Consider the following 22523-nt stretch of genomic DNA (forward strand, 5'->3'; position numbering starts at 1 on the left):
TCCCCCCGCCGTCCCCGTGCCCTGTTCGCCATGGGCCGCCGCCACCGCGACCTGCTCTTCCCGCCCGACGCGACACGCCGCCTCGCGGCCCGCGTCGACATCGACCCCGACCGCGTCGTGGAGGACTTCGCCCGTGAACCCGCCCTGACGGACACGGAGATCCTGATCACCTCCTGGGGCTGCCCCGCCGTCGACGCGGACGTACTGGCGCGCGCACCCGCGCTCCGGGCCGTCGTCCACGCCGCGGGCAGCGTCAAGCACCACCTCACCCCGGCGTGCTGGGAGCGCGGGCTCACCGTGTCCTCGGCGGCCGCCGCCAACGCCGTGCCCGTCGCCGAGTACACCGTCGCCGCGATCCTCTTCGCCAACAAACGCGTACGGGACATCGCCCTGCTCTACCGCGACCACCGGGCGCCCCTCAACTGGTCCGGACTCTTCCCGGGATTCGGCAACTACCGGCGCACCGTCGGCGTGGTGGGCGCCTCCCTCGTCGGCCGCAAGGTGCTCGAACTGCTGCGGCCGTACGACCTCGACCTGCTCCTCGCCGATCCGCTGCTCGACGCGGCGCAGGCCGCCGTACTCGGCGCCCGGCTGGTCGAACTCGACACCCTGGTCGGCGGATCGGACGTCGTGACGGTGCACGCACCGGAACTCCCCGAGACCCGGCACCTGTTGGACGCGCGCAGGCTCGGGCTGATGCCGGACGGCGCGACGCTCGTCAACACGGCGCGGGGCTCCCTCGTGGACACCGAGGCGCTCACCGCGGAAGTCCTCACCGGGCGCCTGCACGCCGTGCTCGACGTCACCGAACCCGAGGTGCTGCCCGCGACGTCACCGCTCTACACCCTGCCGAACGTCCTGCTCACCCCGCACATCGCCGGTTCCCTCGGCGGCGAGCTGAGCCGGATCACCGCCTGCGCCCTGGACGAGGTCGAACGCTACTGCGCGGGCGAGCCGTTCGCGTACGCCGTCCACCACGCGGCGCTCGCCACCTCGGCCTGACCCCGTCGGGACGGCCCCACCCCGACCGGCCCCCTCACCCACGACCACTCAGGAGTTCTCGTGAGCCACCCCCAAGGAATCGGCCGCCGCAACCTGCTGCGGGCGGGCGGCGCCCTCGCACTGGGCGCGGCCGCCGTCCCGCTGCTCCCGGACACGTCCCGAGCCGCACCGGACCGGCCCCGCCCGCGCACCCGCATCACCGACCTCGGCCCCGCGGTCGAACAGTTCGCGCTGATGAGCGGCCTGCTGGTCGGCGACACCGTCTACATCGGCTCCCGCAACCTCGAACCGACCGGGCTGATCGGCTTCCACCTGCCCACCCGCAAGGTCGTCTCGCGAACCCGACTCGGCACCGGCCACTCGGTCCAGGCACTCGCCGTCGACCCCACCGGCCGCCATCTGTACGCAGGCGTCCTCGCCAAGGCCGACGAGGGCCGGCCGAACCTCTTCCGCTGGGACCTGAGCACCCCCGACCAGCCCGCCGTGGGCGTCGGCCGGACCGGCGACCGCGACATCCGCGCACTCACCGTCGCCCCCGACGGCGTCGTGTTCGCGGTGGGCGGGATACCCGGGAAGGCCCCCGCACTGTGGGAGTACGACCCGGCGACGGGCACGGTGACCGACCGGGGAGTGCCCGACCCGAAGGCCACCCTGGCTCGCGCGGTCGCCGCCACCACGACGACCGTCTTCTTCGGCGCGGGCAGCGTCCTGTCGGGCGGCGGCGACGCGAGCCGGGCCTCGCTCTTCGCGTTCGACCGCGCGGCGGGCACGTTCACCGACGTCACACCCCCGGAGCTGGAGACCGACCCCAGCATGCGGGAGGTCGCCGTGCTCGGGGACCGCCTCGTCGTCAGCACCTCGGCGTCGACGGAGTTCGCCAAGTTCGCCGTCCTCGACCCGGCCGACCCGACGTCGTACCGGGTGACCCGCACCGACTCGAAGGTGATCAAGAAGCTGGCCCAGGGCGGCGACCGGATCTACTTCGCGGCCGAGGGCGGACTGCGGTCCTTCGCGCCCGCGACCGGAACCGTCACGCGCGTCGCGTACGAAGGCCCCGACCTCGGCGAGATCTGGGGCCTGGACCACACCGGCGGCACCCTGGCCGTGGTCTCCGGGTTCGGCCTGGTCGCCGAGATCGGCCTCGCGGACGGCACCTGCACCGTCACCGACCTCGGTGCGGCGGGCGCACCCGTCGCCGCGCAGACCGCGATGGGCATCGCCGCCGACCGGCGGCACGTCTACGTCGGCGGCAACAACGTCCTGGCACGCCACGACCTGCGCACCGGAAAGGTCGTCAACCTCCGCGCCCCCGGCGAGGCGAAGGACGCCGAACTGCTCGACGGGGCGCTCTACACCGGCCAGTACAGCTCGCAGGGCATGTGGACGTACCACCCGGCCAAGGACGAACAGCCGCACCGGCTCGCGGAGTTCCCCGCCGAACAGAACCGCCCGCTCGACCTCTGCTACGACACCGTCAACCGGCTCTTCCTGGTCGGCGTCCAGTCCGACACCGAGGGCGGCGGCTCCTTGTGGACGTACGCACCGAGGACCGGCAGGCAGTCCGTCCGGATCAACCCGATCGACGCCGACCAACTGGTGCGCGCCGTCGCCACCTTGGGGGGAGTCGCCTACCTCGGCGGCGACAACCCCACCCCGCGGGGCCCGCGCGGCACCGTCGTCGCCCTGGCCCCCGTCTCCGGGAAGGAACTGTGGCGCGTCGACCTCCCCCTTGCCACGGGCGTGGCCGCGCTGGCCACGCGGGGACGCCACCTGTACGGACTCACCCGCGGCGGCGGCTTCTTCGTCGTGGACCTGACGGCCCGCCGCGTGATCCACACCGCCGACCTGCGCGGCCTCTGCCCCGGCTTCGCGGCCATGACCACCAGCCGCGACACGGTCTACGCGGTCTCCGACACCACCGTCTTCCGCTTCCACCCCCGAACCTTCGCCGTCACGACGGTCGTTGCGGGGATCAACGGAGGCTGGTACAGCGGCCCCCACGTCAACTCCGACGCCGACGGCCGCCTCTACACGCTGCGGGGCCGCAACCTCGTCCGGATCGAGGACAGGCCGTGACCGGGGCCCCGGCGTCGCACAGTCCGTGATCGCCCGTGCGTGCGACGGTTGTTGGCTAGGGTGGGAGGGCCGCGTACCACCGGCAGCCCGCAGCGACAACTGGAGGCCGCTGAGCCATGGTTGTTCACCGTTCCGACTGCGGCGAACGGCGTGCCGACCGACCCGCGACCGCCGTGCTGCCCCCGGTGCTGCGCCGGTGGCTCGGGATCGTGGCGGGCATCGCCGCGCTGGTCGTCGCCGGGCTCGGCGTCGCGTACGCCGGGGACAGCGCGTCCGGAGCCCTGGACAGCTGGGTCATGGACCCCACGGCGGACAGCATCGGCCCGCCGTGGCGGGCCGTCGCGCTGGCGACGGACTTCCTGGGGGAACCGGTGGGAGCGGCCGCCCTGATCGCGGCCGCCGTGGCGGGGTGTCTGCTGCTGCGGCGGCCCCGGGCGGCGGTGCACGCGGTGGTGGCGGTGGCCGTCGCCGTCGGCGTGGGGAAGGTGCTCAAGTACGCGGTGGGGCGCACCATCCACGGGCCCGACAACCTGTCGTACCCCAGCGGGCACACCACCTTCCTCACCGCGCTGGCCCTCGTGCTGGCGTTGCTCGTGGTGGGGCGGTTCGGGCTCGGCAGGGCTGTCGGGCTGGTGGTCGTGCTCAGTGCGTCGCTGGTCGCCGGTGCTGTCATGGGGTGGGCGGAGGTCGCGCTCAGCGCGCACTACGCGACCGACGCCGTCGGCGGCTGGTGCACCGCGCTCGTGGTGGTACCGGCGACGGCCCGTGCGGTCGACACGGTGGCCGACCGCGCGAACCGGACGGCCGACGCCGGCGAGATGACGGGCGGCTGACGGGCCGTCAGGCCCGGCTGCGGAACACCGGCTTCACCGGCCGCCCGCCCAGCCACGGCGTGGGATCACCCGCGTCGAGCGCCTTGCGGTAGACCGCGCACGCCTGGGCGACCACCTCCACGGTGCGGTCGATGTCCGCGTCGTCGAGCGCGCTGCTCACCACGAAGGACGGCGCGAGCACCCCGCCCGCCAGGAGGTGTCGCAGGAAGAGGGTGCGGTACTCCTGCGAGGCCCGGCCCTGCGCGTCCAGCGTGGCGAAGACGAGGTTGCTGGCCCGGCCGCGTACGACGACGTGGTCAGCGACGCCCATTCCGGCCGCCGCCTGCCGTACCCCGGCGGCCAACCGGTCGCCGATCGCGTGCAGTCGGGCGGTGATGCCCTCCTCGGTGTACGTCGTCTGCACGGCCATCGCGGCGGCCAGGGCGTGCGTCTCCGCGCCGTGCGTGGTGGACAGCAGGAACACCCGCTCGCCCGGGTGCCGCAGCCCGCCCCGCTCCATCAGCTCGCGCCGCCCGGCCAGCGCGGACACCGCGAACCCGTTGCCCAGCGCCTTGCCGAAGGTCGACAGGTCCGGCACGACGCCGAACAGGCCCTGCGCACCCGCCTCCGACCACCGCAGACCCGTGATCATCTCGTCGAAGACCAGCACACAGCCGTGCCGGTCGGCCAGCGCGCGCAGCCCCTCCAGATACCCGGGCGCGGGCTCGCCGGGCTCCAGGATCAGACAGGCGACCTCGCCCTCGTACCGGGTGAGCACCTCCTCGGTGGCGGCCAGGTCCCCGTACGGGAAGGACACGGTCAGCTCGGTGACCGCCCCGGGGATTCCGGCGGCCATCGGTGTCGTCCCGATGAACCAGTCGTCCACGGAGAAGAACGGATGGTCGCCGCAGACCGCCACCCGCGCGCGCCCGGTGACCGCGCGCGCCAGCCGCACCGCGGCCGTCGTCACGTCGGAGCCGTTCTTGGCGAACTTCACCATCTCCGCCGTCGGTACGGTTGCCAGGAAGCGTTCCGCCGCCTCGACCTCGATCATCGACGGGCGGGCGAAGTTGCTGCCCCGTTCGATCTCCCGGTGCACCGCCTCGTTCACGCGCGGGTGGGCGTGCCCCAGGCTGACCGAGCGCAGGCCGGACCCGTACTCGATGTACCGGTTGCCGTCGACGTCCCAGACGTGCGCGCCGCGTCCGTGGCTGATGACCGGGGCCAGGTGCTCGGGGTACTGGTCGTCACCCTTGGCGTAGGTGTGCGCGCCGCCGGGGATCAGGGCGTGCAGCCGCTCGTTCGCCGCCCGTGACCGGGGGAGCCCGGACTCTTGGTGTTCCACGGTGACGTCAGCTCTCTTCCTGTACGTGCTTCAGTACCTCGGCCAGGCTCGGCGCCTTTTGGTCCCGTACGGACAACAGTGCCGGGGGCAGCGGCCACGGAATGGCGAGGTCGGGGTCGTCGAAGGCGATCGTCACGTCCTCGGCGGGGTCGTGCGCGCGGTCGATGCGGTACGAGGTGTCGGCCGTCTCGGTGAGCGCCTGGAAGCCGTGGGCGCACCCCGCCGGGATGTAGAGGGTCCGCTGCGTCGCGTCGGACAGGTCGAAGAGGGCCGTGCGCAGGTACGTCGGCGAGGCGGGCCGCAGGTCCACGACGACGTCGAAGATCCTCCCGTACGAACACCGCACGAGCTTCGCCTCGCCCGCCCCTGACCGCAGATGCATCCCGCGCAGCACGCCCCGCGCCGAACGGGACACGCTGTCCTGGACAAAGGCGTACGGGTCCAGACCGACCGAGCGGACCGCCTCGACGTCGAACGTGCGGCAGAAGAAGCCGCGTTCGTCGGTGTGCGGCGTCGGCTCGAAGAGGTACGCGCCGGTGATCTCGGGGACTTCGGTGACCTTCACGGGGCCTCCCGCCGTGCGTCGTGGGCGGCCGCTGGGAACAGGGCCAGGGTCAAGCGCTCGAACTGGGCGCGCAGTTGGTCCGCGGCCTCCCGGTTGCGTTCGGTGAGAGTCTTGCGCAGTTCCACCGCATGTTTCTCCAATTCCCGGAACTGTACGAGGAGTTGGTCGACGTCGATCTCGCGGGCCGGGTGGCGGTAGGGGCCCAGGCCCATCCGGTCCATGAGCGCGTCGCTCTTCGCCGCGTAGCTGAGCGCGAGCGTCGGCGTTCCGGCCTTCAGCGCGCAGACCAGGTTGTGGTACCGGGTCGCCACCACGCTCTCGGCGTCCGCCGCCTCCCGCATCAGGTCCGCCAGCGAGGCCGCGTCGGAGGCGGTGACCAGCGGTGAGTCGACCGCCGCCAGGATCGCCGCGACCACCGGGGCGTCGCAGTCGTCGCCGGTGAGCAGCCGCACCCGCCTGCCGTCCTCGACCAGCGCCCGTACGAAACGGGTCGTCCCGTCGAGATAGCGCCGGTGGATCTCCTCGGCCCCGGCCCGGTCGTCGTTGCCGCCGTGGAAGTCCATCACCCCCACGCAGACCTGCCCCGGGGCGGCGGAGGCCGGCGGCGTCGGCAGGGCGAACGCCAGGTCCGGGTAGACCTCATCGCGCGAGGTGTCCACACCCATCGAGCGCAGGGCGGTGCGCGAGAGTTCGTCGCGGTACGAGCGGTACGCGGCCAACTGCCCCGACCAGCGCACCAGTGCCCGCGTCGCCCGGTCGCGGATCGGCGCGGCCCCCACCCCGACCAGCGCCACCGGCGTGCGCAGCGCCCGGCCGCTCGCGCAGAGCAGGAACAGTGCGTACGGGAACCCCCACGGCCGCAGCGGAAGCGTGGCCTCCAGCACGCCCATGCCCGGCACGATCACCACGTCGTGCCGCCGCACCCAGGCGGCGGTGCGGGCGGCGTCCACGACCTTGCCCAGCGCCTTGCCCGCGACCGCGCCCGCCCGGGACGCGGTCCGGTACTCGCCCCGGAACCAGTGCAGCCGCGTCGCCGGAATCCCGTACCGGGCGGTGACGGCCTCGGGGCCGCCGCACAGGGCGTCCACGACCGCGTCCGGGTGCTCGGCGCGCAGGTACTGGAGGACGGCCTCCAGGGACCCGTCGTTACCGAGGTTCCCGGAGCCGAGCAGCCCGAACACCCCCACGCGGACGGGAGCGCCTGCCCGGTCGTGAGCCCCCGCCGGGACAGGAGCCTTCCTCCGGTACGGGACTCCGGGCGCCCGGAGACGCCTCACGCCCGCCTCCCTTCGCGCCCCGCGACGATGTCGTCCACCTGCACGGCCAGCAGCGCCGGATCGACCGGCGCCCGGTCCTCCACCCGCTCCCCGGCACCCGGCCGGGTCCGGCTCGCCGCCCACTCGGCCAGCGCCAGGTAGCAGGCCCGTCGGTCCGCCGAGGACAGCGGCGCACGCCGGATCGCCGAGACGAAGCCCCCGACGTACTCGGCCAGCAGCCGCGGCGTCGGGTGCAGCACGCCCGCCCGGCGCGGGTCCAGGTTGACGCACCTCGACCGCTTGGACGGGTTCGCCCGCTCGGCCCGCGTGGGGTGGTCGCGGCGGAAGTACAGCAGCTCCGGCACCTGGTGGAAGGGACCGTGCAGACCGATCTCCGCGACGAACGTGCGGTCGGCGTGGTGGTAGCTGTCGTGCGGCTTCACCCGGCGCAGCACGTCGGCGCGCAGCACCCCGTAGAAGTCGTCGCCGCCGGGCTCGAAGAGCATGCTGCGGAAGCGGACCGGGGCGCGCGGCGAGTCGGTGGCGAGCGTGTACGCGTACGGGACCTTCACCTGGCCCGTCTCGTCGATGACGGCCTGGTCGGCGTGGGCCAGGATCACGTCCGGGCGTTCGTCCAGGGCCTCCACGCAGCGCTGGAGGAGGGTGCGGGCGTACAGGTCGTCGTGCGAGGCCCACTTGAAGAGCTCGCCGTGGCACTGGGTGAAGACGTAGTTGTGGTTCGGGGCGGCGCCGACATTCTTCGGCAGCCGGATGTACCGGATGCGGGAGTCCTTCTCGGCGTACCGGCGGCAGATGTCCGGGGTGCCGTCGGTGGAGGCGTTGTCGGAGACGACGAGTTCGAAGTCCTCGTAGGTCTGGCCGAGCAGGGCGTCCAGGGACTCCGCGAGGTACTCCTCGCCGTTGTAGACGGGAAGTCCGATGCTGAGCCGGGGGTGAGCTGTCATGGTGTCCTCACTTCACGATCACGAAACTTCACCAGCACAAAAAGACAGGGGGATTCACGGGCGGGGGACGGTGGCGCAGCGCCGAGCGCAGCTGGAGCCACCACACGACCGAGCTGACGGCCGTCGCGGCGGCGACCCCCCAGGCCGACCCGGGGGTGCCGCCCCAGGCGGCCCCGCCGAGCCCGCCCGCGACGTAACAGACGGAGGCGAAGAGCTGGCAGCGCAGGCTGCGCCGGGCGGCCGCCAGCGCCCGCAGTCCGGCCGCCGCGCCAGTGCCGAGCCCGGCCCCCGCCACCCCGAGGGTCGCCGGGACGATGAGCTGCGCGGCCGCCTCCCAGACCCCGCCCAGCACGAGTTCGCCCAGCCGGTCCGGCACCAGGAGCAGCGCCGCCCCCCACAGCAGGGCGGCGACGGCCTGCCCGCCGCCGAGCAGGAGGCAGAACCGGGCGAGCCGGTGCGGCGAATGCCGCAGCACCCGGGCCGCCTCGGCGACGGTGACCAGCGACAGCCCCATCAGCACCGCGAGGAACGGGCCGAGCAGCAGCTCCGCACCCCGCACCGCGCCGACCGCGCTCACCCCGACGATGGCGCCGAGCCCGTACGCCCGCACCTGGCTGGCACCGCTGAGGCTGACGTTCTCCACCAGGTAGCGCAGCCCGAGGTCGCGCTGCTCGCGCAGCCAGCCGTACGCCCGGGTGACGCGCGGCCGGATGCCGGACTGGACGCACCCGTACGCGGCGGCCAGGGCGGCGGACGCCCCCCACGCCAGCACGAAGGCGCCCACGCTGCCCATGCGGGCGGCGATCAGCAGCGCGGGGACGAGCGCCACGCCCCACACCAGGTCGTTGACGAACGCCTTGCGTCCGTCACCGGCCGCGAAGAACGCGAACCGCCAGGCGTCCTGGAGCAGCAGCCCCGGCAGGACCACGCCCAGGCACACGAACGCGGGCCCCACCGGGCCGCCGAGCACCAGCCCGACGGCCACGGACGCCGCACCGAGCACCGTGCCCACCCCGAGCGCCGCCCCCGAGGAACGGCCCGCCGCCGCACGCCAGTCCGCCGTCTCCGCACCGCTGAAGCGCACCACCAGGGGGTCGGTGGCCAGCCCGCGGGCGACGTTGAGCACCACGCCGTACGTCAGCCAGGCCAGGCTGAACACGCCGAACGCGGTCAGCCCCAGCGAGCGGGCGACGTACAGGCCGACCGCGAAGTTGGTCAGGCTGGAGGCGGCCTGGTCGGCGAGACCCCAGGACAGCCGCCCGGCCATGGCCCGCCGCCCGGCCGGCCGGGCTTCTCTCGTGGGCATCTCCCCCTCGGCGGCCACCCTGCTCATGCCTTGATCAGCCCGGCGGCGTGCAGGGCGTCGGCCGCGACCCCGACGGTGTCGAACGGCAGCCCGGCCCGCTCGGCGACGTCCAGCAGGCTGTGCGCGCCGTCGGACATGCTGAGCACCCACAGCATGGCCAGCTGCGCCTCCTTCGCGTCACTGCGCCCGCCGAGCGAGCCGTACAGGCCGCGCCGCCCCAACTGCGGTTCACCGTAAGGGCTTTGATTGACGTACCGCCGGTTCCTGTCGAGCACGGCGAACGCCTCGCGGCACACGGCGAGGGTGTCCGCCATCGCCTGTGGCGCGACGAAGTCCGGGTTGTCCCCCGAGGTGTGGTATTCGGGGTACCCGGCGTACGGCGTCCGGGTGAGCGAGCCCACCCCCAGGTCGAACCCGGGGGAGCAGTACTGCCGCTCGTCGTAGCCGTACGGAGTGAACTCGTTGATCCGGTGCGGTCGCCCGGAGGACTCCAGCACGTGCCGCAGCACCCGGTCGATCTCCGCGTCGCCGCGCCTGCTCTTCTTGTACGTCAGCGAGCCCCGGTCGCCCGCGCACGCCAGGACCAGGCCGTGCTTGACCCGCTCGACCCGGTTGCGGGCCAGCCAGGTGATCGCCCCGACGGTGCCGGGCGCGTAGATGAACCGGTAGGTGTAGTAAGGGGTTTGCCCGGCCAGCTCCCGGGCCAGGAACGTCGCCACCGCGATCCCGGCCAGGTTGTCGTTGGCCAGCGACGGATGGCAGACATGGCAGGACACGATCACCTCGTCGGTCACCTGCCCGGGCACCACGTGCTCGGCGTAGGTGAGGTGCCCGTCGGCGAGCGTGGAGTCGATCCGCACCTCGTAGTCGCCGTCCGGCAGCGCGTCCAGGGTGTTCTGCGAGAGGCAGAAACCCCACTGCGGTGCGTAGTAACTGGTGCGGTACGGCACCAGATCGGGCTGCTCCGGCAGCGTGTACAGGTGCGCCCGCAGCTCCGACAGCGGCATCGTCCGGTGCACCGGCACGCTGTAGCCGAGCACGTGCAGGCTGGACGCGGCGAAGTCCACGACCCGCCGCCCCGAGGCGTCGGCGACGTACGCGTCCCGGATGTTCCACTCCTGCGGCACCGTCCAGTCCAACACCTGGGTGCCCGTGGGCACTTCGTGCACCTGGAGCGGCAGGAGCTCACCGACGACGTCCAGGGTGGCGCGCACCCCGTCGCCGGTGATGCTCCGGCACAGCGGGTACAGCCGCCGCACCAGATCGTGCATGGCCTCGCCTTCGTCCCCCCGCGTCATCCGCGCCACCGCAGGGTGCCGTCGACCGTGCCCGCCTCGGAGGCCGCGCGCAGCACGGCCAGCCGGGTGAAGCGCTGCTCGAAGCTCTCCTGGGTCAGCGCGAACTTCCGGTAGGCGTCCGCGAGTTCGTTCGCACCCTGGCGCACCGTCCACACGCACTCGAAGCCGGGGAGCGCCGCCCGGAAGCGGGAGAAGTCCACCCGGTACGAGCGCGGATCGGCCCCGTTCTCGCCGGTGATGACCACCTTCGCGCCGGACACCGCGTCGGCGACCTGCTCGGCGATCTCGCTCACCCGGACGTTGTTGACCTCGCTGCCGATGTTGAACGCCCGGTCGTGCACCGCCTCGCGCGGCGCCTCCAGGGCCCTGATGAACGCCCGGGCGATGTCGGCGGCGTGCACCAGCGGCCGCCACGGGGTGCCGTCGGACAGCACCAGCACCTCGCCCGACAGCAGGGCGTGACCCACCAGGTTGTTCAGCACGATGTCGGCGCGCAGCCGGGGCGAGTACCCGAAGGCGGTGGCGTTGCGCATGTACACCGGGCTGAAGTCGGCGTCGGCCAGCGCGTGCAGGTCGTCCTCGACGCGCACCTTGGACTCCGCGTACGGGGTGACCGGGCGCAGCGGGGCGTCCTCGGCCACCAGGTCGTCGCCGCCGGAGGCCCCGTACACCGAGCAGGTCGACGCGTACAGGAAGCGGTGCACGCCCGCGTCGCGGGCCAGCTTCGCCAGCCGTACGGACGCGTGGTGATTGATGTCGTACGTCAGTTCCGGGGCCAGCGAGCCCAGCGGGTCGTTGGAGAGCGCCGCCAGGTGGATCACCGCGTCGACCCCGGCCACGTGCTCGGCGGTGACGTCCCGCAGGTCCACCCGGTGCCCCGCCGGGTCGGCGGGCGGCGGGCCCAGCACGCAGTCGGCGAAGAGCCCGGAGTCGAGGCCGACGACCTCGTGCCCGGCGGCGGCGAGCGCCGGGGCCATCACGGTGCCCAGGTAACCCTGGTGTCCGGTGAGCAGTACGCGCATGGTTCAGTCCCCCAGGTGGAGCGTGAGTTTGGTGACGGCGAACGCCTCGGCGTACCGGGCGTGGCATTCGATGCCGCGGATGCGGGCGAGACCGAGGAAGGCCTCGCGGTCGTACCAGGGGCGGTGCCGCTGCGAGGGATAGTGCTCCTGCAGCAGCCGCACCTTCTGCTCGGCGGCCTCCGGGGACAGCGGCTGGTAGGCCTGCATGCGGCCCAGGTCGCCGTCCCACTTGACGATCTCGTAGCCGAGGACCAAGTGGTCGCGGAACGCGGTGGGCATGAGCTGTGCGAGGCCCCGGTGGTCCTGATGGGCGTCGTCGGTACGCGGTGCGAGCACCAGGTCCGGGTCGGTGCGCCCGCGCAGCTCCTCCACGGCGGCCTTGGCCTCGTCCCACTGCGAGGGAAGCCGCCCGTCCGCCAGCTTGAGCACGGTCAGCCGCAGATCGGCGCCCGGGCAGAACGCGGTGAGCGCTGCCAGCTCCTCCTGCTCGCGCTCGGTGCCGCCGCCGGTGAGCACCAGGGCGTCGACGCGGACACCCGGCCGGGCCTGACACAGCGTCAGCAGGGTTGCGCCCGCACCGATGGCGATGTCGTCGCAGTGCGCACCCACCGCGACGACCCGCTGAAGAGGTCCTGCCCCGAGCCGGATCACGCGCCCACCCGCACGGCGTCGCGCTCCCACACGGCCCACGGGCGGTCGCCCCGGGCGTACGCGTCGTCGAGCGCGGCGCGCTCCTTCACCGTGTCGGTCGGCTTCCAGAACCCGCGGTGCTGGTGGGCGACGAGACGTCCCTGCTTGGCGAGTTGGCCGCAGCCGTCGGCGACCAGGTCGCCGCCCTCGGGTATGTGGTCGAAGACCTCCTGGCGCAGCACGAAGTACCCGCCGTTCTCCCACAGCGGCAGCTCGCTCACCGCCGTGATGCCACCCACCAGGCCGTCCTCGCCCAACTCCACGCAGTGGAACGACGATTGGGGCGGCACCACCATCATCGACGCGCCCGCGTCCCGCTGGGAGAACTTCTCGATCATCTCCGGCAGCGGGGCGTCCGTGAGGACGTCCGCGTAGTTGGCGAGGAACATCTCGTCGCCGTCCAGGTGGTGGCGCACCCGGCGCAGCCGCTCCCCGATCGGGGACTCGATGCCGGTCTGCGCGAACGTGATCGTCCAGTCCGCGATGTCGGTGGACAGCAGCTCCGTCTTCCCGCCGCGCAGCACGAAGTCGTTGGACGTCGTCTCCTCGTAGTGGAGGAAGAAGTCCTTGATGTGGTGCGCCCCGTAACCCAGGCACAGGATGAACTCCCGGTGCCCGAAGTGCGCGTAGTACCGCATCACGTGCCAGATCAGCGGGCGCGGGCCGACCATCGCCATCGGCTTGGGCACGTCGTCCGCGGCGCCGCTGCGCATCCGCATCCCGTAACCGCCGCAGAAAAGGACGACCTTCATTTCGTGACCTCGACAATGCTCAGTTCCGGTATGGGAAAGACCAGGCGACCGCCCCAGTCGCCCACGTACGACAGCTGCTCGATCAGCTCGTCGCGCAGGTTCCACGGCAGGACCAGGACGTAGTCCGGCCGGTCCTCGGCGATCCGCTCGGGCGCCAGGATCGGAATGCGGCTGCCCGGGGTGAACCTGCCGTGCTTGTACGGGTTGCGGTCGACGGTGTAGGCGAGGAGGTCGGGGCGCACTCCGCAGTGGTTGAGCAGCGTGTTGCCCTTGCCGGGCGCCCCGTACCCGACGACCGTCTTCCCCTGCTCGGCGGCGTCGATCAAGAACCGCAGCAGGTCCCGGCGCACCTTCGCGACCCGGGCGGAGAACTCCGCGTACCCGGACAGCTCCTGGAGCCCCGCCGCCTTCTCCCGGTCCAGTACGTCCGCCACGCGCCCCGACGGCTCCCCGGCGGCCTCCGTCGGCCGGGCCCACAGCCGGATCGACCCGCCGTGCGTGGGCAGCAGCTCCACGTCCACCAGGGAGAGCCCGCTACTGGCCAGTGCCCGGATCGCGGAGGCGACCGTGTAGTACTGGAAGTGCTCGTGATAGATGGTGTCGTACTGGTTCTCCTCGATCAGCGTCAGCAGGTGCTGCACCTCGATGGAGACCCAACCGTCGTCCGCGACCAGCGCGCGCAGCCCCTGGGTGAACCCGACCACGTCGGGGATGTGCGCGTACACGTTGTTCGCCACGACCAGGTCCGCCGGGCCGTGCTCGCCCCGGACGGCCGCACCCGTCTCCGGCGACAGGAAAGCCGTCAGCGTGGGCACCCCCGCCTCCCGCGCCGCCGCCCCCACGTTCACCGACGGCTCGACGCCCAGGCAGCGCATGCCCCGGTCCACCACGTGCTTCAGCAGATAGCCGTCGTTGCTGGCGACCTCCACCACGAACGCGTCCGGGCCGAGCCCCACCCGCTGCACGGCGTCGGCGACGAAGGTGCGGGCGTGCTCCACCCAGGAGGAGGAGAAGGAGGAGAAGTACGCGTACTCGCTGAACGTGTCCTCCGGCGTGATCAGCGGCGGGATCTGCGCCAGCCAGCAGTCGGTGCAGACCCGCAGGTGCAGCGGATACGCGGGCTCCGCCAGGTCCAGTTGCTCCGCCGCGAGAAAGCTCTCGCACGGGGGTGTCGCCCCCAGGTCGACGACGCTGGCGAGCGCCGCCGAACCGCACAGTCGGCATCGTGTCATCTGCTGCCCCCATCCCTGCCCGCGCGAAATCCCTGCCGCGAGCCCGATTTCCCCACCGGCGGTGCGCTGTTCGCACCACCGGGCGCCCGCCCCGCGATCGCGGAGCGGTACCCCTCCTCCAGCCGGTCCAGCCCGACGGACGGGCTGTACCGCTGCTCGTAACGGAGCCGGGCCGAGCGGCCCATGTCCGCGTTGGCCGCCGGATCGGCGGCGACCTTGCGCAGGCACGAGGCGAGCGAACCCGCGTCGCCCGGCCGGTGCAGCAGACCGCTCGCCCCGTCCTCGACGAGCTCGGTGAAGCCGCCGTGCGCCGCGGCCACGACCGGCACCCCGGCCGCCATCGCCTCCGCCGCCACCAGCCCGAACGTCTCCAGCGCCATCGACGGCGCCACCACCGCCACCGACCGGGCGATCGCCCGGCGGCACTGCGCCGGGTCGTACAGGCCGACGTACCGCACGTCGTCGCGGCCCGCCGCCCACGCCGCCACCTCCCGCTCCAGCGGCCCCGCACCGGCCAGCACCAGCGGCACGCCGACACCGCCGCCCGCGGCGAGCTCGTCCCACGCCGTCATCAGCAGCCGTACGCCCTTGGCCTCCGACAGCCTGCCCAGGAACAGCAGATGCTCCCCGGCAGCCTCCCGGTGCACACCCGGTTCGGGTACGAAGTTGGGCTTCAGCGCCAGCAGCCCGGCCGGCACCCCGGCGCGCACCAACAGATCACGCTGGGCCCGCGAGATGCAGAAGAACCGCTCCACCCCCGACCACCAGCGCCGCCGGTTCACCGCCATACCGACCGCGAGCGGCACCGTCGCCAGCCGCGAGTCGCGGTAGCAGCCGTGCCGGACGGCGGGCAGCGGCGACCCGGCGGTCACGCACTCGGTGCACGGACGGCCGTCGCGGCGCAGCGTGCCCGGCGGGCAGACCTGGTTGTAGTTGTGCAGCGTGGCCACGGCGGGCACCCCCGCGTCGGCGCACGCGGCCAGCACCGAAGGCGACAGCAGCGGGAACACGTTGTGGACGTGCACCACGTCCGGCCGCTCGGCGCGCAGCCGGGCGGCGAGCTCGGTGCGCACCGCCGGGTTCCACGGCACCAGCAGCGGCACGGCGACCTTGCCGAGCAGCGAGCGGGCGGCGATGTCGTCGCTGAACCGCTGGAACAGCCCGACCCGGTGACCGGCCGCGCGCAGCAGCTCCACCTCCTGGTCGACGACCCTGTTCTCGCCGCTCGGCTGCGCCGAGGAATAGCGGTTGTGCACTACCAGGACGTGCATGCTCACGTCAGCCTCCGGGCCCAGCGCGGGACGTGTCGTCGGGGAACAGCGGGCGTCGGCAGGTGGGTGCCCCCGGTCGGCGTCGCCAGCAGCGCCGCCGCCAGGGCCAGGTGCAGCAGGTACGCCGAGGCGTCGCCCAGACCGGCCTCGGTGTAGGAGGAGATCCCGACGTAACCGATCAGGAAGATCGCGCAGGCCCGTTGCAGCGACGGCGGCCGCAGCAGCGCGACACCGCCCAGGATCAGGAACATCGCCGCGACCACGGCCGTGCCGGTCAGCCCCTGCTCGTCGTAGACCGCCAGCCAGCTGTTGTCGATCGGCAGCCCGCCGAACGACTTGTCGCTCAGCCCCGTCCCGAACAGCCGCTCGGTGAGGGTGCGGGGGGCGTCGAGCAGCGCGTCCCACACCGTGGCACGGCCGGTGAGACTGGTGAGGTACTCCTGCGACTGCCCCCGCAGGAACCACGCCTGCAACGCGGAGGCGAACGCCACCGCCGCCACCGTTCCGCACAGCACCGCCCAGGTGAAGAACCGGCGGGCCGCCGCACTGGTCAGCAGCAGCGAACCGATCGCCAGCACCAGGGCGACCAGCATGCCGACCGTGGCCGTCCGGGTGTGGCTCAGCAGCAGCAGCGCCAGCGACGGCACGACCACCACCATCGCACCGCCCCAACTGGTCCGCCGCCCCAGCGCGAGCAGCACCGCCAGCCCGCTGATCACCGCCGCGTACTGGCCGATCTGCGGCGGCGTCAGCGGCCACAGCGCACCGACCAGCCGCCCCCCGTACAGCTCGGGCATCGCCGCGCCCGGCGAGATCGCCAGGCCCGCCACCACCGACATCAGCACCGCGAAGTACATCCGGATGTGGGTGCGCACGAAGGTGAGCCCGTCGCTCCACCACCGGCTCAGCAGCCACAACGTGCCCACGAACAACGACAGTCGGGCACACCGGAACAGCGCCCCGAACCCGGCCTCCAGACTCACGCTGGAGATCACGCTCGGCACCAGCAGCAGCGTCAGCAGGAACAGGAAGGAGCTGGTGCGGATGCGCAGCCGCAGATTGACCGCGAGCGCCAGCGTGAACGCGGCGACCAGCGCCCCCATGGTCACCATCTGGATCAGCGAGCGGGGGATCGGGAAGATGGTCTGCGCCCCCGCCGAACCCAGCACGTTCAGCCCCAGCAGCACCCAGGCCGCCCGCGCGGCCTTCGGCGACCCCGTCGGGCGGGGTGCGGCGGCCCGGCTCTCCACCATCAGGTCCGCAGCCATCTCACCCACCCGCCTGCTGCTCGAAGACGCTGCCGACGTCCTGCCGGTACGGGGCTTCCTGCCACTGCGCGGCGTCGATGCGCACGGCCGGGTCGTCGGCGACGAAGTTCCACGGCCCGAGGTAGTCGTTGTCGCGCCAGCGGTTGTCCTGTTTGTGGATCAGCGCGTCGGACACCTTCTTGGCCTTGTACGGCGACCAGGCGGGCCAGGTGCCGTAGTTGGACAGCACCGCACTGCGCGCACACTCCTCGGTGCAGCCGAGGGCCGCGCTGTCCACCACGAACCGGTTGTCGTGGACGAAGACCCGCTGCGTCTTCCACCGGCAGTCGTCGTAGAGCGGCTTCTTGGCGATCGCGGGCTGCGCACAGCTCTTGGTGTCCTTCACCAGCAGGGTGCAGTACCCGGTCGAGGTGTTCGCGGGGCTGTTGCAGAACCGGTTGGAGTTCTCCCAGAGGGTGATTCCGTTCCAGTTGTTCTCCAGCAGGTTCCGGTAGATCTCGATCCTGCTGGTACGGGCCTTGATGCGCGGCTCGCCGCCCGCCTCCGAGACGTAGATCGTCGCGTACGGGAAGGTGTCGCCCCGGTCGGCCAGCCTGCGGCCCTCGACGACGTTGTTCCGCCGGAAGGTGTTGTTGCGGATGATCGTGTTGTAGCTGGTCTCGTACATCAGGCCCGCGCCGTCGTTGGCCTCGATGACGTTGTTCTCGAAGAGGAAGTCGTTGTTGTTGTTGTCCGCCCACAGGCCCGCGCCCCGGTTGTCGTGCACCCAATTGCCGCGCACGTCGGCCCCGTTGACCGCCCAGAACTTGATTCCGGCGGTGCAGCCGCAGCCCGGGCGCTTGCGCTCCCAGTCGTCGGTGTTGTTGCCGGTGACCTCGTTGCCCTCGACGACCAGACCCCGGATGGAGTCGCCGTCCTTGTAGGAGTTCACCCCGTACTGCCCGTTGTCGCGCAGGCAGTTGGCGCGGATCTGCTGCCGGGCGCCGACCATCATCCCGCCGCCCGCGTTCTTCTGGATGGTGTTGTGCTCGATCACCCAGCCGTCGGCGGAACTGTTGTTGACCACGCCCTCGTCCTGCGGCGGGATGAACCCCTGCACGGTGAGGTTGCGGATCGTGACGTCGGGGGCGGGCCCGCCGAACGCGTACTGGTTCACCCTGCGCCCGTCCAGCACCGCACCCGGCGCGCCCAGATAGGTGTTCCCCTTCTTGGGCAGCACCTGCGCGTACTGCTTGGGCACCAGCCGGTGCGTGCCGGGGCGCAGCCAGAACGTGGTGTGCGCGGGGCTGCTCTCCGTCTTGGCGGCCAGGTCGCCCACCACCGCAGGATCGACCGTCACCGCCCCCGGCGGCGCCTGCGCGGGCCCCGGCTCGGGCTTGGCGCAGACCCGGGCCACGACGGTGGCGGGCGCACCGGTCGCGGTGGGCGAGGCGCTCGGCCTCGGCCCGTCGTCCGGTGTACCCGTACAGCCCGCCACCGCGAGCACCAGCAGTGCCCCCGGCAACACCCGGAGCCGCCCCGTCCTTCGCACGTGTCCCCCTACTCGCCGAACCCGAGCACGGTGACGAAACCCGGCCCGTCGTCCGTGAACCCGGTACCGACCAGCGTGGTGGCGGGCTCCTTGCGCCCGAAGCCCGGGGAGTACCAGCCGAGCGGCGGAGCGCTCTCGCCCCGGTGCGCCCGCCACTCCAGGGACTGGGGCAGGTCGAGCACCGCCGAGCGGTCCTCGCCGTCCCGCGTCCAGCGCAGCCGGGCCTGCCCGCCCGTCAGGTCCGCGGTGACCTCCGGGCCGAGGTGGAACGCCAGCCGCACCGCCCGGCGCGGCCCGCCCACCTCGTCCACGATCCGCACCTCCCGTGCCGCGTCGTCCAGTTCGACACTCCTGCGGTGCACCGGCTCCCCGTACCCGTCGTGCTCGGCACTCCAGCGCGACGCCCCCGCCTCCCGCACCCGGGTGCGCGCGTGCCGAATCCACAGGAACGGCCCGCCCGACACCGACTGGTCGACGCCGTCCAGCTCCAGGGTGTTGTGGCCGAGCGTCGAGCGGAAGTACGACCGCCACTGCGGCTGCCCGTGGTAGCAGTACGTTCCCGGGTCGGCCAGCACGTCGACCCCGTCCTGCCGCACCTCCACGGACAGCGCGTCCGCGTGTGCGTGCGCGGCGATGGACAGGAACCCGTGCGGCCCCCCGTCGCACCGCACCCAGACCCCGCCCGGCCCGCGCAGCAGGGTCATTCCGGCGTCGGCGAAGTGATCGGGGCGCGTGGCCGGCCGGGTCACGCCGTCCTTCCCATGCGGTCGCACCAGCGCGGCCAGCAGCGGGGTGCGCACGTCCGCGACCGCGACCGGCGGCCACCAGTCCAGACGGCCGAACACGGCGTCCCCGGTGCTCAGCAGCGAGCCCCACCGGTCGGTGCCCGGACCGTCCACGACCAGGCCGTGCCCGTCGTCCGCGTCGCCCTGGCGCGGCGGCCGCAGCCGGTCGTCCACGATCGCGGCCAGGGCGTCGGTCATCCGCAGCAGCACGAGGCGCACCGTCGCCGGAACCGGCACGTCGGCGGCGTCCGCCTCCGCGAGCGCGGCCAGCCCGAGTTCCAGCACCAGGCCGTGGTACTCGGTGGCCAGCTCCCGGTTGAGCCCCGACAGGAAGGTGTTGGCGCGCAACTGCCGGTCCAGCGTGTGCAGCGACTCCTGCCGCCACTGCCCGGAGGCGGGGAACCAGTCGAACGCGCAGGCCGCCGCGAACTGCCCGGCCGCCTCGGCGATCACATGGTTGTTCGCGGAGGAACCCCGGCTGGGGAAGGCGGCCAGCCAGCGCTGGTGGTGCCAGATCTGGTTGCGCGCCACCGGATTGCCCTCGAACAGGGCGGCCGCGCCCGGCCAGCCGTCGAGCAGCCGCCGCACCCACACCCAGGAGACGAGCCGGACGCCCAGCTCGATGCCGCTGATCCAGTGCACCCCGCGCAGCGGCGCGTTCGCCGCCCACCACGACCGCAGGTGCGCCGCCACCCGCTCGGCGTACCGGTCGTCGCCGGTCACCGCGTAGGCGGCGGCCAGCACGGTCAGGTACTGGTGCCGGGACAGCTCCCAGATCTGCTTGATGTCCCCCGACAGCTCCTCGTCCCGGTAGGGCAGCCCGAAGGCGTACCCCCACGGGGCGTGCCGCCCGGTCCTGGGGTCGTACCACCAGTCCGGTTCGACCAGGTCGTCGCGCTCCACCCCGAAGTACGTGACGTGCCCGGCCATCAGCCGGTCCGCCTCCGCCACCAGCCGCGCCACGGCCTGCGGCGGCACCGCCTTGAGCGCGCCCGGGGGCAGCACGGAGGTGAAGCGGGCACCGGACACGGGCGGGCAGTGCGGCGGCCCCGACCGCCACCGCCGTCTGCGCACCGCGTCCAGGGTGCGCCCGCCGACCTCCTGCGGCCCCATCCGGGACAGCCGCCGCAGGTACCAGGCGGGGCTCAGGGGGCTCATCGGGTCCTCGCCAGCGTCACCGGCGCACCACTGGCCAGCGAGGTCCGTACCGCGAGGGTGGCCGCCGTGGTGGCGGCCAGCGACTCCAGCGGCACCGGCATCGGCCCGCCGGACCGCACCGCCCGTACGAACGCGGCCAGTTCGGCGTTCTGCCCCTTGTCGCGGGCCTTGGGCAGCCGGGAGCTGACCCACCGCTTCTGCCCGTACACCGACGCCCGTACGAAGTCGTCCAGCCGCAGCACCTTGCCGTCCGCGACCAGGTCCAGGGTCTCCTTGGGGAAGCTGGACGCGCCGGTGGTGACATAGCTGAGGGTGGCCGTGGAGGCGTCCGGGTAGCGCAGCACGACCTGGAGGTCCTCGCCGCCGGGCGAGGCGACGGCGTACACCGAGACGGGGTCGGCATCGAGCAGCCAGCTCGCCGTGTCGATGAAGTGCCCGCCCTCACCGGCGAACCGGGAGCCCTCGGTGTCCTGCCGCAGATACCAACTGCCCTGCTGGAGCGAGCCCGCGTTGACCAGGTAGCGCAGGCTCGCCGGGCCCGTGCGCTGACCGAACCGCTGCTTGGCCTCCTGGAGCAGGGGTGCGAACCGGCGGTTGAAGCCCACCTGGAGCCGGTCGTTGCCGGACTCCTCCACCGTCGCCAGGACGTCCGCGAGTTCGCCCTCGGTGAGCGCGAGGGGCTTCTCCACGAACACCGCCTTGCCCGCCAGGAGCGCCCTGCGGGTCAGGTCGGCGTGCGAACTGTGCCGGGTGACCACGAACACCGCGTCGATCGCGTCGTCGCCGAGCACCGCGTCCAGGTCGGTGGTGGCGGAGGCGAAGCCGAACTTCCGCTCGGCGTTGGCGGCGGACAGCGCCGTCGTGGTGACCACCGTCGACAGCTCGACGCCGTCGCGGCCCGTCAGGTGCGGCAGCAGCATCGACGTCGCGTAGTTCCCCGCGCCGACGAACGCCAGCCGCACGGAGGCCTTTGGGGGCCGGGACCCGGCGGGGGAGGCGCGCCGCACGTCCGGCACCTCCACCGAAGGCACCTCCACCGAAGGCGCCTCCACCACCCCGGTGCCCTGCGGATACCGGAACAGCACCGCCACGGCCTTCAACGCGCCGTCCGTCAGGCTCCGATACGTCTCCACCGCGTCCGCGAAGTCCGCGACGTGCGAGACCAGCGGCTCCACGTCCACCCGGCCGCGCGCCGTCAGGTCCAGGAAACACGCCAGGTTGCGGCGCTCCGTCCAGCGCACATAGCCGATCGGGTAGTCGCGGCCCTCCAGCTCGTACGACGGGTCGTAGCGCCCGGGACCGTACGACCGCGAGAAGCGGACGTCGAGCTCCTTCTCGTAGTACGCGTTCCACGGCAGGTCCAGGCGGCACTTGCCGATGTCGACCACCCGGCCCCGGTCCCGGCTCAGGCGCGCCGCCAGCTCCACCGGCTGGTTGGAGCCGCCTCCCGCCGCCAGGTACACCTGGTCCACACCGTGCCCGCCGGTGAGTTCGGCCACCGCGCTCTCCACGGCCGCGGACGTTGGATCGCCGCAGGCCACCGCGCCCAGGCGTTCGGCGAGTTCGCAGCGCCCCCGGTCGGGGTCGACGCCCACGACCCGTACCCCCGCAGCGGTCAGCAACTGCGCCACCAACTGCCCGATCAGCCCCAGCCCGATGACGAGGGCCACCTCGCCGAGCTGCGGCTCGCCCTGGCGCACCCCCTGCAACGCGATCGACCCGACCGTGCCGAACGCCGCGTGCTGCGGGGCGAGACCGTCCGGCACCGGGGTGTAGAGGTTCTTGGGCACCCAGTTCAGCTCGGCGTGCAGCGCGTGCTCGTTGCCCGCGCACGCCACCAGGTCCCCGGCCTTCACGTCGTCGACCCCGGCGCCGACCTGCTCGACCACCCCGCACAGCGAATAGCCCAGCGGTGTGTACGAGTCCAGCTTGCCCATCACCTTGCGGTACGTGGCGGGCACCCCGTTGGTGGCCACGCTCTGCATGACCTTGGCCACCTGGTCCGGGCGGGAGCGGGCCTTGCCGACCATCGACATGCCCGCCTCGGACACTTTCATGAGCTCCGTACCGGTGGATATCAGCGAGTAGACGGTGCGCACCAGCACCCCGCCCGGCTTGCATCCCGGCTCCGGCACGTCGAGCACCGCCAGCTCGCCGCTCTTGTAGTTCTGTACGACCTGCTTCACCAC

The 22523-nt window shown here is 72.8% G+C and carries 18 protein-coding genes; 3 read left to right on the forward strand and 15 right to left on the reverse strand.

The features are described from left to right. Positions 1-30: 30 nt before the first annotated feature. The 3 genes from ACIO3O_RS24900 (at position 31) to ACIO3O_RS24910 (ending at position 3911) form a co-directional block, all read left to right on the forward strand. The gene (locus ACIO3O_RS24900; protein WP_401749579.1) at positions 31-1002 is read left to right on the forward strand and encodes a hydroxyacid dehydrogenase; all 972 of its coding nucleotides are present in this window, start codon (positions 31-33) and stop codon (positions 1000-1002) included. A 60-nt stretch (positions 1003-1062) separates the two neighbouring features. Next, positions 1063-3078 carry a PQQ-binding-like beta-propeller repeat protein gene (locus ACIO3O_RS24905; RefSeq protein ID WP_401749361.1) on the forward strand — a complete coding sequence of 672 codons (2016 nt, stop codon included), beginning with the start codon at positions 1063-1065 and terminating at the stop codon, positions 3076-3078. Between the two features lie 116 nt (positions 3079-3194). Then, positions 3195-3911 (forward strand): phosphatase PAP2 family protein, encoded by a 717-nt coding sequence (locus ACIO3O_RS24910; RefSeq protein WP_401749363.1) that lies wholly within the window; start codon positions 3195-3197, stop codon positions 3909-3911. Positions 3912-3918: 7 nt separating this feature from the next. Here the strand turns inward: ACIO3O_RS24910 and ACIO3O_RS24915 are convergent, their stop codons facing one another. The 15 genes from ACIO3O_RS24915 to ACIO3O_RS24985 all read right to left on the reverse strand — a co-directional run bounded on the left by ACIO3O_RS24915 (position 3919) and on the right by ACIO3O_RS24985 (position 22520). Next, positions 3919-5235, reverse strand: a complete 1317-nt coding sequence (locus ACIO3O_RS24915) for a glutamate-1-semialdehyde 2,1-aminomutase (protein ID WP_401749365.1) — start codon at positions 5233-5235, stop codon at positions 3919-3921. Between the two features lie 7 nt (positions 5236-5242). After that, a complete protein-coding gene (gene rfbC / locus ACIO3O_RS24920) occupies positions 5243-5800 on the reverse strand; it encodes a dTDP-4-dehydrorhamnose 3,5-epimerase (protein ID WP_401749367.1) in 558 nt (185 codons plus the stop codon). Next, positions 5797-6987 (reverse strand): polysaccharide pyruvyl transferase family protein, encoded by a 1191-nt coding sequence (locus ACIO3O_RS24925; RefSeq protein WP_401749581.1) that lies wholly within the window; start codon positions 6985-6987, stop codon positions 5797-5799. Before ACIO3O_RS24925 ends, rfbC begins: the two co-directional genes overlap by 4 nt. Positions 6988-7073: 86 nt before the next feature. Continuing rightward, positions 7074-8021: a glycosyltransferase family 2 protein gene (locus ACIO3O_RS24930; protein WP_401749369.1), complete on the reverse strand. Its 948-nt coding sequence runs from the start codon at positions 8019-8021 to the stop codon at positions 7074-7076. Between the two features lie 28 nt (positions 8022-8049). Further along, positions 8050-9354 (reverse strand): hypothetical protein, encoded by a 1305-nt coding sequence (locus tag ACIO3O_RS24935; protein ID WP_401749371.1) that lies wholly within the window; start codon positions 9352-9354, stop codon positions 8050-8052. After that, on the reverse strand, positions 9351-10625 hold the full coding sequence (locus ACIO3O_RS24940; protein ID WP_401749373.1) for a DUF4910 domain-containing protein: 1275 nt from the start codon (positions 10623-10625) through the stop codon (positions 9351-9353). Before ACIO3O_RS24940 ends, ACIO3O_RS24935 begins: the two co-directional genes overlap by 4 nt. After that, positions 10622-11647 (reverse strand): NAD-dependent epimerase/dehydratase family protein, encoded by a 1026-nt coding sequence (locus tag ACIO3O_RS24945; protein WP_401749375.1) that lies wholly within the window; start codon positions 11645-11647, stop codon positions 10622-10624. Before ACIO3O_RS24945 ends, ACIO3O_RS24940 begins: the two co-directional genes overlap by 4 nt. A 3-nt stretch (positions 11648-11650) precedes the next feature. Next, complete coding sequence (locus tag ACIO3O_RS24950) at positions 11651-12298, reverse strand: PIG-L deacetylase family protein (RefSeq protein ID WP_401749377.1); 648 nt, start codon at positions 12296-12298, stop codon at positions 11651-11653. Then, a complete protein-coding gene (locus ACIO3O_RS24955; RefSeq protein ID WP_401749379.1) occupies positions 12295-13089 on the reverse strand; it encodes a glucose-1-phosphate cytidylyltransferase in 795 nt (264 codons plus the stop codon). The genes ACIO3O_RS24950 and ACIO3O_RS24955 overlap by 4 nt, the downstream gene beginning before the upstream one ends. Further along, positions 13086-14321, reverse strand: coding sequence for a class I SAM-dependent methyltransferase (locus ACIO3O_RS24960; protein WP_401749381.1), 1236 nt, complete (start codon positions 14319-14321; stop codon positions 13086-13088). Before ACIO3O_RS24960 ends, ACIO3O_RS24955 begins: the two co-directional genes overlap by 4 nt. Further along, positions 14318-15592, reverse strand: a complete 1275-nt coding sequence (locus tag ACIO3O_RS24965; protein ID WP_401749583.1) for a glycosyltransferase — start codon at positions 15590-15592, stop codon at positions 14318-14320. The genes ACIO3O_RS24960 and ACIO3O_RS24965 overlap by 4 nt, the downstream gene beginning before the upstream one ends. A 2-nt stretch (positions 15593-15594) precedes the next feature. After that, entirely contained in the window at positions 15595-16860 is a 1266-nt protein-coding gene (locus tag ACIO3O_RS24970; RefSeq protein ID WP_401749383.1) for an O-antigen ligase domain-containing protein, read from the reverse strand. A 1-nt stretch (position 16861) separates the two neighbouring features. Next, complete coding sequence (locus tag ACIO3O_RS24975; RefSeq protein ID WP_401749385.1) at positions 16862-18367, reverse strand: right-handed parallel beta-helix repeat-containing protein; 1506 nt, start codon at positions 18365-18367, stop codon at positions 16862-16864. 32 nt (positions 18368-18399) lie between these two features. Further along, positions 18400-20334 (reverse strand): alginate lyase family protein, encoded by a 1935-nt coding sequence (locus ACIO3O_RS24980; protein WP_401749386.1) that lies wholly within the window; start codon positions 20332-20334, stop codon positions 18400-18402. Further along, entirely contained in the window at positions 20331-22520 is a 2190-nt protein-coding gene (locus tag ACIO3O_RS24985; protein WP_401749388.1) for a bi-domain-containing oxidoreductase, read from the reverse strand. Before ACIO3O_RS24985 ends, ACIO3O_RS24980 begins: the two co-directional genes overlap by 4 nt. Positions 22521-22523: the final 3 nt, after the last annotated feature.

Source organism: Streptomyces sp. NPDC087440, assembly GCF_044744005.1.
Classification (GTDB): Bacteria; Actinomycetota; Actinomycetes; order Streptomycetales; family Streptomycetaceae; genus Streptomyces.

Coding starts and splice junctions, on each gene's coding strand:
- ACIO3O_RS24900 (WP_401749579.1), top strand. CDS start 31: ATGGGCCGCCGCCACCGCGACCTGCTCTTCCCGCCCGACGCGACACGC.
- ACIO3O_RS24910 (WP_401749363.1), top strand. CDS start 3,195: ATGGTTGTTCACCGTTCCGACTGCGGCGAACGGCGTGCCGACCGACCC.
- ACIO3O_RS24930 (WP_401749369.1), bottom strand. CDS start 8,021: ATGACAGCTCACCCCCGGCTCAGCATCGGACTTCCCGTCTACAACGGC.
- ACIO3O_RS24935 (WP_401749371.1), bottom strand. CDS start 9,354: ATGAGCAGGGTGGCCGCCGAGGGGGAGATGCCCACGAGAGAAGCCCGG.
- ACIO3O_RS24940 (WP_401749373.1), bottom strand. CDS start 10,625: ATGACGCGGGGGGACGAAGGCGAGGCCATGCACGATCTGGTGCGGCGG.
- ACIO3O_RS24945 (WP_401749375.1), bottom strand. CDS start 11,647: ATGCGCGTACTGCTCACCGGACACCAGGGTTACCTGGGCACCGTGATG.
- ACIO3O_RS24955 (WP_401749379.1), bottom strand. CDS start 13,089: ATGAAGGTCGTCCTTTTCTGCGGCGGTTACGGGATGCGGATGCGCAGC.
- ACIO3O_RS24960 (WP_401749381.1), bottom strand. CDS start 14,321: ATGACACGATGCCGACTGTGCGGTTCGGCGGCGCTCGCCAGCGTCGTC.
- ACIO3O_RS24965 (WP_401749583.1), bottom strand. CDS start 15,592: ATGCACGTCCTGGTAGTGCACAACCGCTATTCCTCGGCGCAGCCGAGC.
- ACIO3O_RS24970 (WP_401749383.1), bottom strand. CDS start 16,860: ATGGCTGCGGACCTGATGGTGGAGAGCCGGGCCGCCGCACCCCGCCCG.
- ACIO3O_RS24980 (WP_401749386.1), bottom strand. CDS start 20,334: ATGAGCCCCCTGAGCCCCGCCTGGTACCTGCGGCGGCTGTCCCGGATG.